General features: G+C 55.2%; 9 protein-coding genes. 5 read left to right on the top strand and 4 right to left on the bottom strand.

Translation table 11 applies throughout. The features are described from left to right. Positions 1-565: 565 nt before the first annotated feature. Both Pla52o_RS07675 and Pla52o_RS07680 read right to left on the bottom strand, forming a co-directional pair. Complete coding sequence (locus Pla52o_RS07675; RefSeq protein ID WP_146593992.1) at positions 566-1,027, bottom strand: aminoacyl-tRNA deacylase; 462 nt, start codon at positions 1,025-1,027, stop codon at positions 566-568. A gap of 220 nt (positions 1,028-1,247) precedes the next feature. Beyond that, complete coding sequence (locus Pla52o_RS07680) at positions 1,248-1,487, bottom strand: hypothetical protein (RefSeq protein ID WP_146593993.1); 240 nt, start codon at positions 1,485-1,487, stop codon at positions 1,248-1,250. Positions 1,488-3,051: 1,564 nt separating this feature from the next. Between Pla52o_RS07680 and Pla52o_RS07685 the strand changes: the two genes are divergently transcribed. The 3 genes from Pla52o_RS07685 (at position 3,052) to Pla52o_RS07695 (ending at position 6,575) form a co-directional block, all read left to right on the top strand. Next, positions 3,052-3,546 (top strand): hypothetical protein, encoded by a 495-nt coding sequence (locus tag Pla52o_RS07685; protein ID WP_146593994.1) that lies wholly within the window; start codon positions 3,052-3,054, stop codon positions 3,544-3,546. 244 nt (positions 3,547-3,790) lie between these two features. Continuing rightward, a complete protein-coding gene (locus tag Pla52o_RS07690; protein WP_146593995.1) occupies positions 3,791-4,693 on the top strand; it encodes a DUF1571 domain-containing protein in 903 nt (300 codons plus the stop codon). Between the two features lie 958 nt (positions 4,694-5,651). Beyond that, positions 5,652-6,575: a phosphatidylserine decarboxylase gene (locus tag Pla52o_RS07695; RefSeq protein WP_231612162.1), complete on the top strand. Its 924-nt coding sequence runs from the start codon at positions 5,652-5,654 to the stop codon at positions 6,573-6,575. A 147-nt stretch (positions 6,576-6,722) separates the two neighbouring features. Here the strand turns inward: Pla52o_RS07695 and Pla52o_RS07700 are convergent, their stop codons facing one another. Together Pla52o_RS07700 and Pla52o_RS07705 are read right to left on the bottom strand one after the other, a co-directional pair. After that, positions 6,723-8,189 carry a DUF1501 domain-containing protein gene (locus Pla52o_RS07700; protein ID WP_146593996.1) on the bottom strand — a complete coding sequence of 489 codons (1,467 nt, stop codon included), beginning with the start codon at positions 8,187-8,189 and terminating at the stop codon, positions 6,723-6,725. Between the two features lie 19 nt (positions 8,190-8,208). After that, on the bottom strand, positions 8,209-11,460 hold the full coding sequence (locus Pla52o_RS07705) for a PSD1 and planctomycete cytochrome C domain-containing protein (protein WP_231612163.1): 3,252 nt from the start codon (positions 11,458-11,460) through the stop codon (positions 8,209-8,211). A gap of 1,253 nt (positions 11,461-12,713) precedes the next feature. Here Pla52o_RS07705 and Pla52o_RS07715 point away from each other — a divergent pair. Next, entirely contained in the window at positions 12,714-13,343 is a 630-nt protein-coding gene (locus Pla52o_RS07715) for a sigma-70 family RNA polymerase sigma factor (RefSeq protein WP_231612164.1), read from the top strand. Then, positions 13,340-16,222 (top strand): serine/threonine-protein kinase, encoded by a 2,883-nt coding sequence (locus Pla52o_RS07720; RefSeq protein ID WP_146593997.1) that lies wholly within the window; start codon positions 13,340-13,342, stop codon positions 16,220-16,222. The genes Pla52o_RS07715 and Pla52o_RS07720 overlap by 4 nt, the downstream gene beginning before the upstream one ends. Positions 16,223-16,252 lie beyond the last annotated feature (30 nt).

The following is a 16,252-nucleotide window of genomic DNA, read 5'->3' on the forward strand; positions in this document are numbered from 1 at the left end:
CTGCCAGTGTTAGGGCACACGTCGTTCTCATACCAAGCAATCGATATTGGAACCGAAAGGAAACCATGAGCGACCTTCTAGGGGCGGGGGCATCGGCGCGAGTGCACGGGGCGAGTGCATTGGGCGAGTGCATTGGCGCGAGTGCATCGGCGCGAGTGCATCGGGAGCGGGGGATTCGTCCATTGTAATGGTGTGACGGCGCGTGATGGGCTTCACGCGAGAAAAACTGGATTCAAGTCGGATCCAATTTCGGGACGGCGGTCGTTTCCACCGCTTGGTGCGACGAGTGCGCCACCATTCGCCTCGCCATGCCTATCGAAAGCCGTCCGCACTCACAAAACGAGCTGGATCGGAAAGCAACGTCGCGGCACGATCATCGAGACCGTCGCTGGCCCACGGCAACGTCGTCGGTTTAGAAACGATATGAAAACTTGAATCTAAACCGACATCCCCATCGTTGCTGATGACGGGTAACACGCTCGGACGAGGGAAATCGTCACGCGTTCGCTGGGTTCAAACCATCTTCACCGATCCGATCACGCGAGCGAGTCAGCTCTGAACAGCATTACATCGCAAATTTGCCGATCGTCGGTTTACATAAACGCGAGAAATCGCGGTAGCTCATTTGCATCAGCTCGCTGTGATTCCCTGCGTTGAACGCGATCTGATCGTCTTCGCACAACTCTTCGCCAACGTAAACGTCCATCCCGTAGAGATTGCCAAAGGGCGGCATCGCTCCCAGATCACAATCGGGGAACAGATCACGAAACTCATCTTCGTCGGCAAGCGTCACTGTTTTGGCCCCCGCGAGCTTAGCGAGTCGTTGCAGATCAACATCGTGGGATGCAGGAACGACGGCCATCGCCATTTTTCCGTTGAGCCGGACCATCACCGTTTTGGCCATGTCGTGCTGCGGGACGTGGGCGGCGACCGCGGTAGCAATGGCCGACGTCGCCGGCCGATGAGAAATCATTTCATAGTGGACATTTTGATCGTCCAAAAACTGTTTCAATTTTTGCGCGGGCATGATTATCTCCTCGAGATTGAGTGAATCAACCGTTGCTGCGATGTCGTTGCGACAAGGCGGCGTTGGATGATGGAAATGCAACAAAGACAACGGTTAAACGTACGACCGAAGGTTAGGACTCCTACACGGACGTGCATGCAAATTGGGAAAAGAGCTTCTTGCCATTCCAAGTGAATCCAGGATGGCGGTTCAGCTAATTTTACGCTTCACGCCACAGAGGTCACCGATTGCGTAACGGCTCGTTGCCTTCAAGTCCGCCACTGCGGACACTTTCCATCCCATGCGGAAGTACCGGTCCGGCGAAACCGAGTGAGCGATGACCGATCATTCCAGTTGCGACAGCATCCGCATCCAAGTGGTCCGTAAGGTGCGCGCCGGGTTTGCAGTAAGATTCCGTAAAGGGCGACACCCACCACCATCGACTGCTTCGCAAAACGTCGCCAGCAACGAAGTGAGGCATGGCCCTGGCTCGCTGTAAATGCCGTTTTGTTGGTTTCAGCTAATGGTGGGTCGAGTTCCCCAAACCGCTCCAGACAATTTTCATCGCGGACTTAGGCACTTGGTTCACGTTATGCCGGAGTCCTTGTTTTCAGTAACCGAGTCGCGAGGTGTAGGGTTGCACGAGAAAAGGTTGCGACCATCCCACCCTCGGCAACCGTGGATGAGCCCCGGAGAATCACTGCAGTAGGCAAACAAGTTGGTTCGGCACATCAAGTTTCACCGCATACGTTTGGCCCACCGAGGTCGCGGAACCCTCGGCCGGCCCCTCGCCCGGTCCGCTTCAACATTTGGAAGATCGGCCCAGAAATTGCACTCACCGCTTTGCCAACTCACGTGATTGATACTGAATCCCACACCCAAGGAAACAGCGTGCAATCACAAAACGACGATATACCCTATCGTCGAGACAAGGCGTACTGTTGCGACGTTCCGTGCGAGTGATATCTCAAGCGGACGTCGCCCACGAACCACAACTTTGCAGAAAATGGTTTCACCAGGGGGGAATATCATGTCACGTTTAGTTGGGATTGGCTTTGCTTTTTTCGACGTGGTCGCGTCCGTTGCTTCGTTATTTAGCACTCCGGGATCGCTGCTGATCTTAATGCTCTCGGTAATCTCGTCGTTCGCTCTAGCATTAATGTCAGCAACCGTGCGAGCCGTATTATGGCCAAGCTATTTCTGGGGCGAATCGCAATAAGCCCTAGGTTGGCTCGCCAACGAGACGTTAACTGATTCCGCTGACATCCATTGCCGCCCGATCGCCCCAACGGACTTTCGCTAGCTTTGTGTCAGTGGACTCGTGGGCCTACACCAAGCACCAATGGATCCATCATTGCGATACTTGGCACGGCATGCTGAGCTGTTTTGATGTACTCACCAGACACGCGTTGATTCCGAGATGACGGTTCGCTCACCACGCATTTCGTCTGTGCTGCAGTCAAATTACAGGACCGTTAATCGATCCCAAAACTCGCAACCGACTGCTTAACACACACGAAATGTTCGACATGCGCGTTGTGTTCCGATCCTCACCCACCGCAGCCGAAAGATTCCGTAAACCAATTGCATGGCATTGACGCTGCAAAGCGAGCTGACGCGATCGCGTTTCCGGCAATGCTGAATCTAAGATCATCGGGACGGGCTTGCGTGAGAGAAAAGTGTGACGGCGACGGATTTCGCAACCCACTCACAATGCATCCCAAGTGCTGCGGATGATTGCACATCCACCACGTTGGTTGATCTCCGCGCCATCGTAAGCACTAACCGAGTCCGATGCGAAGCGGGCTCCGAAATTGCGAGACTTCGGGACGAGCCGGCACACTTTCCGTGCCCCCAAAAAGTGAATGCAGGAGGCGGGACGTTTGGCACGCAAGCTGCATGCCACCTAGCTCATGGATCGCATTGGTCACTTGGTGTGACAAGGTGATGCAGTCGAACGGGGCAATGAAGTGATCGGAGTGACCGTCACGTTTCGCTTCGTGCCCCTAAGATTTTGTGCCTCTAAGATCTAGCACGGTTACAAGATGGGACCTAGGTTCATGATCGTCAAAGCACTCATTGTCTGTTGTAGTTTGTTCGTGTTAGGTACCGATGCCATTTGGGCTCAGGACATCATTGTTTATCGGACCACGACGTCGGTGCCTATCGCGGCGGGAGCCCCGGATCCGATCGTGGTTGCGCGGCCAGTCATGCCGTCGGTTGTGCCACTTAACACGGCGCCACGCCCTGTCGTGAGCTACCGGCCCGTCGTGAGCTATCGGCCTGTTATGAGCTACCGCCCCGTCAACGTTCAAACTCCTGTGATTGCCTACCGTCCCCTCGTAGATGGCACTCCCTATCCTCAACCAGTCGTGTCCTATTCGCCGGTTGTGCCTGGAGCGAATCAAGGAACGATCGCTGTTCCCACGGTCTCGCAGTGGAACGCACCCCAGGTGATTAATCCCCCCGTGATCGTTCGTCCCAAGGTTTACATACCAGGGCGACCCATCCGCAATTTCATTCAAGCGATCACGCCATGAGCCAAAGAATCCAGGGTGCCAACGGAGTTTGGCCAAACGCACCTGCTAGCTGCCACCGTGTCGCAGCCAACGAGTGGAGGCGAACGACACGAGCATGATTCGTTTTCATCCCACAACTCGCCCCCACTGCGTAAGTCTCATTTGCTCCTACAAGCGTGAGTCTCCAGGTGGTGCGATGCAGAAGCCCATCGTTTGATTTTGTTTTCCTGTTCCATTCTTCATTCCATCGCACGAGGGACTGACAATGAAGACCTTTTCCATCGTCGTTTCCACGATTCTCTTCCAGCTCGCATTACCGGGGGCCATTCTGGTCGGCGACGAACCCGGTCAACTCGACCGCGACTCCGATGCGTCCCCAAGAATCGCCAGCGTGAGCCACCTCACCGTCGACCATCTGAGGAAATTGAACGGAGAGGTCCAGGAATACGAACGGTTGAGGGCGGTCTTAGAGTTAGCCGATGCAAGCTACCAATTTGTTTGCAACGACATTCGAGATTACACATGCACCGTCGTGGTGCGGGAACGCGTTAAGGGACGTCTTCAGTCGCCAAGGTACTTGGATGCCAAGGTGCGACATCAAAGAATTGAGAATGGGAAAATCGTGACACCCTTAAGCATTTACGTCAAATTCAAGGCACCCGAAGAAGTGAAACAGCGTGAAGTGCTGTATGTGGATGGCCAAAACGATGGGAAACTACTCGTTCGCAATGGAGGGGCGCGGTTGGCGTTTTTGGTCTTGTCACTCGATCCCACGGGCCGGATCGCAATGCACGATAGTTTGTATCCAATCACCGAACTTGGAATCAAACGCCTGATCCAGCGTATTGCCGACGTTGGGAAAAGAGAGTTGGTATATAACGAACACACCGTAACGCTGCGGGACGATGTCAAGCTACACGATCGTGTTTGTACTCGAATCGACTTGACCCATCCCAAACGCCGCGACCATTTCGAGTCTCATCTCGCCCGAATCTATGTTGACAATGAGCTGAAGATTCCGATTCGCTATGAGTCGTATGATTGGCCGGCCGAAGGAAGCGATGATCCTGTGCTGCTGGCTGAATATACTTACCTCGACCTGAAGCTTAACGTGGGACTGACAGACGCCGATTTCGACAAAACGAACCCCGCCTATCAATTTCGCTGATCAACTGCTTGGCCAATCCGTTCCTGAATTCCCTTTCCCGCTTGCCGAACTAAGGCAACGAGGTAATGCCGGTGAGCGTTGATGGATGAGTCACGCACCACGACAATCACGCCTCCGTGGGATCGCCAAGCAAACCCCCGCGGTCTAAACGTCTTGCAACCGACTGAGCGTCAAATTCCGATCCTTGTCTCTGCGAGATTGTGTTCGGTTGCGTCGGAGAAACGGAGGGCGTTAACGGCACGATGATCCCTTCCTGGGTTCGCGGACTCAAGCGACGCAGCGGCCTGCATTCGGCTTGACTTTAGATCCCTCGACCGCGGTTAGGACGCGCCACTTCCGCAACACTGCGTTGCGGTTCGCTGTCAGCAAAAGCATCGGGAAAGCAGGTTCAAATCCTTCCCCTGCTTCGCGTCTTCGCAAGCATCTTCGGCCATGCACCGAGTATTGTTGAACGACATCCCCCCATGCATCCACATGACCGAGAGCGTTCTTGGTGCATTGCGATGTGGAAACGTCGTCGTGGTCGGGCGTGGCGTGTGATCGGACCTCGGTAGCCCGCATCATGCTCACTGCGTTATCATCTTGCTGCCCCCCCAATAACGGCCTCCTTATCGGGCGTTCGATCAACGCGTCATCGAACAAGTGGCCGCATGTTAAGCGTCCGACGACAATCGCTGGAAAGTCGCAACGGAGGAGGAATCCGTCGGTCCAGCGTTAACGTCTGGAGCAGAGCATGAGTCCGAGACTTAGTTAGCTTCCCGCGTGAGGCGGCATAGTGCATACTCTGACGCGTTATTAGTCGCCCCAAAAAGCAACCTTTCGAGTTTCGCCCTATCGTCAAGTCACACTGCGTGAGAACCGATATGGGCCCCCGATCGTGACAACGGCGTATTGTCATGCTTGAGGGTGGAGTGCCGAATGGTCGAGCGACAAAGATTGAAAGCCTATCTGGTTACGGATGCAAATTGATATGGTCACCCCTCCACCACGCCTTCCGATCACGTTTTTTAACCGATATACGGATCAAATCGAACAAGAGGAGATTTACGGCGAATCGTTCTTGCGGTGGACGTATGAAAGTCGGGCCGGTCAGATCGCTCTTGCCTTGGCCGCCAAACGTGTCTGGTTTTCAAAATGGTACGGATGGCGGATGGATCGCCCCGCCAGCCGAGCGAAGGTGTTGCCATTTATTGAAACCTACCGACTCGATCCAAACGAGTTTCTCGATGCTCCCGAGTCATTCCGTAGCTTTAACGAGTTCTTCTATCGCAAACTGAAGCCGTCGGCACGCCCAATCGATGACAACTCCGACTCCATTGTGTTCCCCGCAGACGGGCGTCATTTGGCGATCGCGGATGTCTCACTCGCGGATGGTTTTTGGGTGAAAAGCCAAAAAATGGACCTCGCCCGGCTACTTGGAAGTCGGGAGTTGGCGGACCGATATGCCCGAGGCAGTATGTTGATCTCGCGTCTTTGTCCGGTCGATTACCATCGTTTTCACTTTCCCGTTGCCGGCAAAGCGAAGGAGACAACGATGATCCCGGGATCGCTATCTTCGGTCAATCCGATTGCGTTGCGCAAACGATTGGCGATCCTGTGGGAGAACAAACGGGTGCTGACCGAGATCGATACCGCGGCGTTGGGTACGGTCCAGATGATCGAGGTCGGAGCGGCCTGTGTCGGAGGAATATGGCAAACGTTCGCAGCGGGGGACGTCCCCAAGGGCGGCGACAAAGGATACTTCACTTTTGGCGGATCGATGACGATGGTTTTATTTGAGCCCGGACGAATCCAATTCACACAAGATCTACTGCACCACTCGTCGCAGCAACGCGAACTCTATGCACGCATGGGCGATGTCGCCGGACACCGTGCAAACTAGGGCACACTAAGAATTGATATGGGATGTAGCTCCGGATCCCACCGCCCAATCACCAGCTATCCGGTAGGAGCCGGCTCTACAAGCTGTGCGAAAAGACTCTACCGTCCTAGCTTCGTCGTCGCGATTACGATCTCGCTATTTCAAGGCTCATCCCTTCGTCAAGATATCTTCGAGGACATGACCATGCACATCGGTTAGGCGTCGCTCGAAACCGTTGTAATAATAGGTCAACCGCTCGTGATCGAGGCCCAGCAAATGCAAGATGGTGGCGTGGAGATCGTACACCGTCGAGACGTTTTCGATCGCTCGATAGCCGAATTCATCGGTGGCTCCGTAAGTGAACGGTGCCTTGACTCCCGCGCCCATCATCCATGCGGTGAAGCCTTCGGGGTTGTGGTCGCGCCCGCTGGCCCCCTTTTGAAACGTAGGCATTCGACCAAATTCAGTGACCCACACGACCAGCGTATCCTCGAGCAATCCTCGCTGCTTCATATCTCGCAGTAACGCCGCGCATGGCTGATCCAGCACCGGGCCGTGTTGACTGTATTGCTCGAAGAGATGTTTGTGGCCATCCCAATTGCTGACCCCTTCGCCGCCCGTTTGATAGGCTCCGTTAAAAAGCTGAACAAAACGCACGCCTTGCTCGATCAAACGCCGAGCCAAAATGCAATTCTTGGCAAAATCGGCCTTCAGCGGATTTTTGGTATCGTCAGCTCCATAGGCACGCCAAGTGTGCTTCGTCTCGGTCGTTAAATCGGTCACTTGCGGCACGCTCAATTGCATCCGAGCGGCGAGTTCGTAGCTGGAGATCCGTGCGGCAAGTTCGCTGTCTCCCGGGAACTGCTCGAGATGTCGTTGGTTCATCTGTTCCAAGAATTTACGAGTGGCGCGATCGGTCTGGGCGGAGGTGCCCGGCGGAATCTCCAGGTGGCTCAGTGGCTTGGTGGCATTGAACTGCGTGCCCTGAAATGCGGCCGGCAGAAAACCAGGCCCCCAATTGTTAACGCTCGACTGAGGGGTGCCACGAGGATCGGCGATGGCGACGTAGGATGGTAGGTTTTCATTTTCCGTTCCGAGTGCCCACGTCGTCCAAGCGCCCATGCTCGGGAAACCATCGAGCGTATTCCCGGTCGACATTAAATTTTCGCCGGGACCGTGCGTGTTAGTTTTTCCCGTCAACGAATGCAGAAAGCACATGTCATCGGCGAGTTCCGCTAAGTTGGGCAATAACTCGGAAACCATCTTGCCCGACTCGCCTCGTGGTTTGAACTCCCAAGGGCTTTGGGTCAACATGCCCTGCTCGCCTTGGAATGTGACAAGATTCTCGGCACCGGGAAGGGGTTGACCGTTCCGCTTAATCAGCTCGGGTTTAAAATCAAACGTATCGAGTTGGCTGCACGCACCGGCACAGAAAATAACCAGCACGTTTTTCGCTGCGGCACGATGGTGCGGTTCACGTGCGGCAAAGGGACGCGCCGGATCAATCGATGGCCCAACGGAAGAGGGCGTTTTGGCAAGCAATTGTTGTTGATCGAGTAGACTCGTCAAGGCGATCCCGCCCAACCCGGTCGCAGCGTCCGCCAAGAATTTGCGTCGATGAAGAAGTTCGTTCATGGTGCTCCGCAGACATTGATTAGGGAATGAAGACGAACTCGTTGGAATTCAGAATCACGCGAGTGAATTGATCGAGCCCATGCTGTTCAATGAACCGCGTGCTATCGCGAATTTCCTGCTGCGACGGTCGTCGCTGGAAACAGAGCTGCCAAGCACGCGTGATCTGTGCAGGAATTGAATCCGCTTCTTGTTGCAATCGCGTGGCAAGTATTCCCGTCTGCTGCATCACAAAGGGACTATTGAGAAGATTCAACGCTTGCAGCGGCGTGGTTGATCGGCTGCGTTTAGGAGTGACCATGCTCGCATCGGGGCAATCGAAGGCGCCAAAGACCGGCTCTCTTTCTTGGCGGACCTTGGTCATGTAAATCATGCGGCGCCAATCCTCAGGCCCATAGACGGATTTGGGATGGTAGTGCCGGACGTTCTCTAGCTCCACTTCAAAACCGCTGAAGCCTGGACCGCCCAACTTTGCGAGATCCAACGAGCCACTGGCCGCCAGCATCGAATCGCGAATCCCCTCGGCCTCGAGTCGTCGCGTCGGGAACCGCCACAGCAGCCGAGCATTGGCGTCCACGTTGAGTCCTTGAGGCGTGGGGCGACTGGATTGTTGCCACGTGTGCGAATTCAAGATCAGCCGATGAAGATGCTTGAGCGACCATTCACTCTCCATCAATTCAACCGCTAGCCAATCGAGTAATTCAGGGTGCGTGGGTGCGGTTCCGTTGAGCCCGAAGTCGCTTGGCGTGTCTACAATGCCAACCCCAAAATGAAACTGCCAAAGTCGATTGACGATGACTCGAGCGGTCAGCGGGTTTTCTTTGCTGGTCACCCAATCGGCGAATGCCTCTCGTCGTTGCTGTTCGGGCGTATCGAGAGGCAAGTCGAGCGACGCGAAAACCGCGATGCCGTCTGGCCCGACTCGGTCACGTTTCGCATCCGGTTCACCACGGTACAAACGATACGTTGGACCGGGTTGCTTAAACCGTCCAATCCAAGCTTTCGTCGTCGATTGCAGTTCAGCTCTTTCCGCCTGGATTTGTTCCAATCGCTCAAGCCAAGCCTGGCCTTGTTGAACGTCCGACTCGGGGAATCCGGTGAACACGTAGGGGGACTGGTTCGTCGACTTCGATGGCGTCAACCGATCGGCCGAAGACGCCAGCAATTCCCAGTGGCCGGGGTCGGAGGCACATTCGATGCGGTACTCAATAGCGAGGCGATCCTGGTACTGCCCTTCGCGATCGCGTGCCCATTCGATCCGATCGATCGTGGTCACCGCCGGCAACTCGATCTGGACCCACCCTCCCGACTCGGCAGCAGCGATCCAACTGCGTTGGTTACCGTATTGACCGTCGTTAATCTGTGTTAGCTTGTGTATCGGATGCTTGAAATCGCCGGAGGACGTCGCAATGGCTCCGCTGCTAGCGAGAGCGACGTTAAGCTCGCCCGAGAAAATTTCAAGTTCATCAATACAAGGCTCACTTCCATTGGTTGCATCGATCCAAAAGCGAACGTACTTTGCTTGGCGTGCTGGAAAGCGTTCGATGTTGTGCGTTGCTTTAACGCTTTCACGAGGTGCATGAGACGCAGTGCCCGAGTCTTCTGATACGGCTTGGAACACGATCACATCACTGGTGATGGCGCTGCCGTTCTCGCCCCCTTCGAGAACGATCCGATCGTTGGGTTCAATCCAATGCACACCAGCGTCGTACAATCCGCTCCAAAGTTTTACGCCTGTCGGCTGCCCTGATCCGTCGGCGAGTCGTTGTTGATCGATCTTCGCGATTTCGGTTCGCCCGGTGCCGGATTGCAGGATATAGCGAGCATCGGTGGTATGCGATTTGAAGCCAGCGCCCCAACTGAGCCAAATCCGATACCTTCCACGCTGATTCGGTTGGTAGTGAACGACCTCTTTTTTAAACTCATTTTTCCACCACGTATAACGGCCGCCACCGAGATTGGGGCTCACGCCACCAAGGTCCGCAGCGACGCCGGAGGGTGTCACCCGCGGTTCAGCCTCCGCGTCATCGATCGCGAACAGACTCGAATTACGGCCCCGCACGAATTTCGCCAACGAATCCTCTAAGCCCTGGATCTCGTGCTCAATCTCGGCAAGCTTCTGCTTGGATTGCTCGCTTAACGGGATCACCCCATCGCCATGTTGAACTCCCGCAAAGACGGCTTGCATTGCGTAGTAGTCTTTCTGAGTGATCGGATCAAATTTGTGGTTATGGCACCGAGCGCACCCCGTGGTTAACCCCAAGAACGCGGTACCGCAGGTATTGATCATGTCATCGAGTTCGTTCATGCGTTGCATTTGCAACAATTTCGCGTCCGGACTCTTGACCTGGTCTACGGGCCCAGCCACTAAGAACGCGGTTCCGATCGCGGATCCCATTGCGTCGCCCGCAATTTGTTCACGAACAAATTGATCGTAAGGTTTGTCATCATTAAGCGAACCGATGACCCAGTCCCGATAACGCCAAGCCGTTGGCCGTTCGCGATTCATTTCAAAACCATGCGTTTCAGCAAAGCGAACCAGATCGAGCCAATGGCTGGCCCATCGCTCGCCGTAATGCTGGCTAGCAAGCACCCGATCGACAAGATTGCCCCACGCGTGTTCCTCGGGATCGTTGACAAACGCGTCGACTTGTTCGGGTGTCGGGGGCAATCCGAGCATCACGAGATACAACCGCCGTATGAGCACCCGACGATCCGCTTGTGGCGATGGCGACAACCCGATCGTGCTGAGTTTGTGACGAATGAATCCATCGATGTTATCGGCCGTGACCGGACGCGTGACTCGACGGAATGACCAGTGCGTCAATTCAGTCGTCTCGGTCGCGGGGCCGTAGTGTTCAGGTGTCTTGGCACCATCGGCAATCCATCGTTCGATGTGTTTGATCTGCTCGGCGGACAAAGAGTCATCGGGAGGCATTTCAAGCCCAGATTCTTGGTGTTTGATCAATTTCACCAAGAAACTAGCGGCCGGGTCACCCGGCACCACCGCCGCTTCACCTGAGTTGCCACCGCGGAGCATGTTAGCCAACCGGTCGAGTCGGAGTTGACCGCTGGGTTCATCTTCACCATGACAATCGAGACAGTGCTCCTGTAGGATCGGTTCAATGTCGTTCGTGAAGTCAACCGCGAGAAGATAGGACGAAAACGTAAACGAAAGGATCATCAAGAGAAACGCCGCACACAATCGCTGCGCGGGCCGAGGCCTTCGTCCAATCATTAAACATCCCATCAATCGGTCGATAGTGGCGGTCATGGCAGGGCACCTACCGATGCTGGGCTTAGGGGCTCAGTCGGCACTGGGGAACATCACGTCAGCGAATTATAACAGAACACAACTGTTAACGTGGCAGCCGGACATGTTGGGTTCGTCTGGGACCGCCTTTTGATCACACCACTCCCTATGGCGAGGCCCGCGTCGTCCACTCTCTCTCGATCTGTTGAAAATCGAATGCGATCCATGACCTGGATTCCCGCTCGCGAGCGGTTCGAACACGAAATCCTCCTTTCTCCCCAACAATGACAAACGACTAACCGGGGAATCATCGTAGTTTCGCTTCCGCAACGTATCCGCTCCAATCTCAAGGTCCGTTCAAGACCTTAGCGAGTCTGCGGGTTCCAACCTTTTCGGCGCGTAATACCGCATCGACTACGTTTTGCTCCCGAACGAGCTTACGCTCAGCAGATCCCAGGGCTGTTCGTCACCCAGAACGGTGATCCGTGGAGGATCAAGTCGCATTCGATGGCGTACTTCGATCGTTTCCCACGCCAAACGCTGAACCAGATAGACCAAGACCAAGTCGCCAATCAACCGTCCCGACTCTCCACACATAGGTCTTTGTGATAGCGGGCCTGATTAGGCGAAGCGGTGTCACGTCGGCCACCTCGTCGCTCAGGGTTGTCGGTTGGTAAAAGTGCAACCCTTTGTCCGTACGCCTCCCAAAGTCCTTGAACCGTGGAATTCGCGGCGGAGACTCGCTTTGGCTGCTTACAAACGTGGCTGGTGTCACCAACGTGAGAAAACTCGTCGTATCCATTTGCGGATTAAAGAAGCACCGACGCCGGAGCCTTGCCTCACCCTTAGCCGCATGCGACTGGCCGCCGTACACGTGGCCATAGGAATCGTGGCCAACGGGAATCGTGGCCACAGGAATCGTGGCCACAGGAATCGTGGCCAACGGGATCGTGGCCAACGGGATTACGTCCCCCATCCGCCCATCGGCCCATGAACATTCTCGCCGAATCATTCGAGCCTATTTGCTATCGTCGTGTTTGCGGCCCCTCGAGCCTACCTCGAGCCTACCTCGAGCCTACCTCGGACCGCATTCGCTCCGCTTAACCCTTCGCAGGTTAATGACTTACGTCTTCCTAACCGCGTTTGCAATCAACAAAGTGCTCGACGAAGTGAAGGGGGAAACGGGATCCGAATTGAACAAGTTCGGAAATTATTTATCTTAATGCAGTGACGGATTCGTCCAAAGTCAGCCTGGATAGGTAAGGAGACGAGCGGTGTTGAATGAAACAAAACTTGATGCTGCGTCGGAACGCTTACGCCGAGCAATCCAAGGGGATCGCGAGAGCCTTGAAACGTTGCTACCAAGCTACATCGGCTATTTGAAGGTGCTGTCGCGAACCCAGTTAGACAAACGCATCCAGCACCGCGTGAGTCCCTCGGACTTGGTTCAAGAAACCTTACTCGAAGCGCATCGTGACTTTGCTAAATTCCAAGGGACGACCATCGAAGAATTCACCGGATGGCTTCGGCGAATCCTCGTCCACAATCTGGCTCAAGCGGTGGGAACCCACATGTTAGCTGCAAAGCGTGACGTACGTCGCGAACAAGTGATCGAGAATTTCTCGGGCGCCATCGACCGGTCACACCTGCGTCTTTCGGCATTATTGTTCGACCGTCGTCGCACCCCAGCCTCCGAGGCCGATCATCAAGAGTCGCTCACGCGAATGGCAAACGCACTTGAAACCTTGCCCTCAGACTATCGCCAAGTGATCGTGCTGCGACATCTCGACGGATTGCCCTTCCGCTTGGTCGCAGAGCGGATGCAGCGGACGCCGGGGGCGGCACGAATGCTGTGGTTAAGGGCAATTGAACAACTTCGTTTAACGATGGCGATAAACTCATGATTCCCACCCCTTGGACGCCGTCAAACACGCCCAGCACAGGTCGCGTCAATGCGGCCGGTTGGCTTGATTTACCCGAAGCAGAGCAGTTACGCCTGGCGGAGTTGCTCGATCAATACGCCTGCCGGTTGGAACAGGGTGATACCAGCGGTGCCGCAGTGTTGCTCGAAGAGCATCCGGAGTTGTTCGACCACTGTAGGGGACATTTGGAAAGTCTGGACCTGCTTTGCCGGGCGAGTGCTCCGTTGAATCCACCCGATATTATGTCAGACCCCTCAGCGGCAGCCGACACGAATCTGCTGGGTGATTATCGGCTCGGACGCGAAATCGGACGCGGCGGGATGGGCGTGGTGTACGAAGCGACGCAAATGTCGTTAAGGCGGAATGTGGCGATCAAGATACTGCCATTTGCGGCGGTGTTGGATCAACAACAAGTCGCACGTTTTCGCAACGAAGCCCAGGCCGCCGCTTCGCTTCACCATCCCCATATCGTTCCGGTGTTTGCCGTCGGTTGCGAACGGGGCGTGCACTATTACAGCATGCAACTCATTGATGGACATACGCTCGAACAGGTTATCAAAGAGATGTCTGGGGAGGGTCAAGGTAACAACATCGAGCCGGTCAAACCCGTTGCGATTTTTGATCCCGATGAAGAATCGACGATCGCGCTGCCGATCGGGGATCGGATGAAAGGGAGCTCGCGTCGATCCGCTACGAGTGCCCGCCCAGGATCGCTGGATTCCCCGTCGAAAGAGAACACACGGCGAATCGATGCGGGGACCACCGTCCAAACCATCCGTAACCGCAACTTCATCGAGAATACGGTTGACTTGATCATTAGTGTTGCCGATGCGCTCGATTTTGCCCACCAACAGGGCGTGGTACACCGTGACATCAAGCCATCGAACTTGCTGATCGACTCAGCGGGGAAGGTCTGGGTTGCCGACTTTGGATTAGCTCGAGTGCGTGGGCTCGGCGACCTGACGGTCGAGGGCAAGGTAATGGGAACCGCCCGCTACATGAGCCCAGAGCAAATCGGCGGACGTCCACAAGAAATCGATCATCGCACCGATATCTATTCGCTCGGCGTCACGCTGTACGAATTATTAACCCTGCGCCCGGCATTCACCGACGTGAATCGCGACCAATTGTTCGCGGCGATCGAGAGCGACATGCCCACCCCGCCGCGGCGGCTGAATCAATCGATCGCGATCGACCTCGAAACGATCATGCTAAAAGCGATCGCCAAACGAAAGGATGATCGATATGCCACCGCTGGGGAAATGGCGAACGACCTTCGACGTTTCCTCGAGGGGAAACCGACTTTAGCTCGTCGTCCAACCCCGGTCGAACGCGCCTTTAAGTGGGCGATTCGTCGGCAACGCTTGGTGACGGTCTCCTTTGCGATTGCGATCGTAGTCATGGTTGGCTTGACGTTCGCTACCCTATTGATCTCACACCAAAGTCGGCTTAAAGAACAAGCAACCGCTCGCGCCCATTTACACCTTGATCAAGCTCACGCTTTAGTCGATCGAATGGGCGGTTTGATGACGCAACGACTGCCCGCGGTGCAAGTCGTCGCTCCATTGCGGATGGAGATGTTACGTGAAGCTGAACGCTACTACTTAGACTTCCTTCGCTATGCCGAACACGAACCGTCACTGCAGACAGAATTGGCGAAGGTGCAATTTCGCCTCGCCGCGACCTACTCTCATTTGGGAGATGTGGCTGCCGCCGAATCGAAGTACCAAGAATCGCTGCGTAGCTACGAAGCGGTTCAGGATGGCGACCAGTGGAACGCGGAAGTCCAGGCCGACTTTGCATTGTGTCTGAACAATTTGGCGACGCTGCGGAAGGAACAGGGCCGGTTTACCGAGGCCTTGGCGAGCTATCGCAAAGCGACGGCATTACAAAATTCACTGTTGGCATCCCACGTCCACTCAGCTCGCTTTTTACGCGAGTGGGCAATGACTCAGAATAATTTTGCATTGCTACTTTGGCAATGTGCGGAGCAGCAACAAGCCGAGCGATTACTTGTCGAGATTGAATCCCGGCTGACGGAGGTGCTTGGCAGTGCGCCGCCCGATTGGGACGCGTGGCAGCAACTAATCGAGTCCCGCAATGTGCTCGCCGCGATCTTACTTGACAATGACATCGCACGGGCCGAAGGGTTACTTAAAACAAACATCGATGATCTTGAAACCATGGGTGCGTTGTCCGGTGCGCAAAGCCAGCGTGACTGGAAGCTCGAGACCGCAATCAATTCTCTGACGCCTGCGACCCAGTGGGCCGTCGCGCAGAACAATCTGGCTACGCTACTCAGTCGCAAAGGTGACTACGACTTGGCGACAAAGCATGTCCGGCTTTCGATCGAAATGCTCAATCAAGCTGCCGAGAACAACCTCAACGATATTGATACCCAGGAACAACTGGGGATCGCACACAACAATCTCGGCCAATTGATTTGGAGTCAAGGTTCGGGCGAAGACGCCCAAGCCGAGGCCGCGTTAGCCGAGTTCAAAATAGCGGAGACGACATTTCGAAACCGGCTAGCCGTCCAGGCAAATCATGCGGATTCGATAAGTCGGTTGGGTGGCGTGTTGCACAACATCGGAATGGTCCAACAACGCTGTGGCAACCTCGCCGCCGCCGTCGACCGGGTGACCGAAGCCATGGAACTGCAAGCCGAGGCGGTTAAACAAGCCCCATTTCATCAAGGCTATCGGGAGTATTTGGAAAGTCATCGCGAACTTCTCGACCAAACTCTGAGTCGAATTAAGAAGTCAGGAGCCCCGCTCGCGCTGGAACGGGAACATCCCGACACAGCGTACCACGACGGCGTGCAATGGACGTGGCTTCGAGCAACAAATAACGGGCGGTAAGGAAGGGACCAATGGCGCGTCAGCAAAGGA

The sequence above is a fragment of the Novipirellula galeiformis genome, assembly GCF_007860095.1.
GTDB classification, from domain to species: Bacteria; Planctomycetota; Planctomycetia; order Pirellulales; family Pirellulaceae; genus Novipirellula; species Novipirellula galeiformis.

Coding starts and splice junctions, on each gene's coding strand:
- Pla52o_RS07695 (WP_231612162.1), top strand. CDS start 5,652: ATGCAAATTGATATGGTCACCCCTCCACCACGCCTTCCGATCACGTTT.
- Pla52o_RS07720 (WP_146593997.1), top strand. CDS start 13,340: ATGATTCCCACCCCTTGGACGCCGTCAAACACGCCCAGCACAGGTCGC.
- Pla52o_RS07675 (WP_146593992.1), bottom strand. CDS start 1,027: ATGCCCGCGCAAAAATTGAAACAGTTTTTGGACGATCAAAATGTCCAC.
- Pla52o_RS07700 (WP_146593996.1), bottom strand. CDS start 8,189: ATGAACGAACTTCTTCATCGACGCAAATTCTTGGCGGACGCTGCGACC.
- Pla52o_RS07705 (WP_231612163.1), bottom strand. CDS start 11,460: ATGACCGCCACTATCGACCGATTGATGGGATGTTTAATGATTGGACGA.
- Pla52o_RS07685 (WP_146593994.1), top strand. CDS start 3,052: ATGGGACCTAGGTTCATGATCGTCAAAGCACTCATTGTCTGTTGTAGT.
- Pla52o_RS07680 (WP_146593993.1), bottom strand. CDS start 1,487: ATGCCTCACTTCGTTGCTGGCGACGTTTTGCGAAGCAGTCGATGGTGG.
- Pla52o_RS07690 (WP_146593995.1), top strand. CDS start 3,791: ATGAAGACCTTTTCCATCGTCGTTTCCACGATTCTCTTCCAGCTCGCA.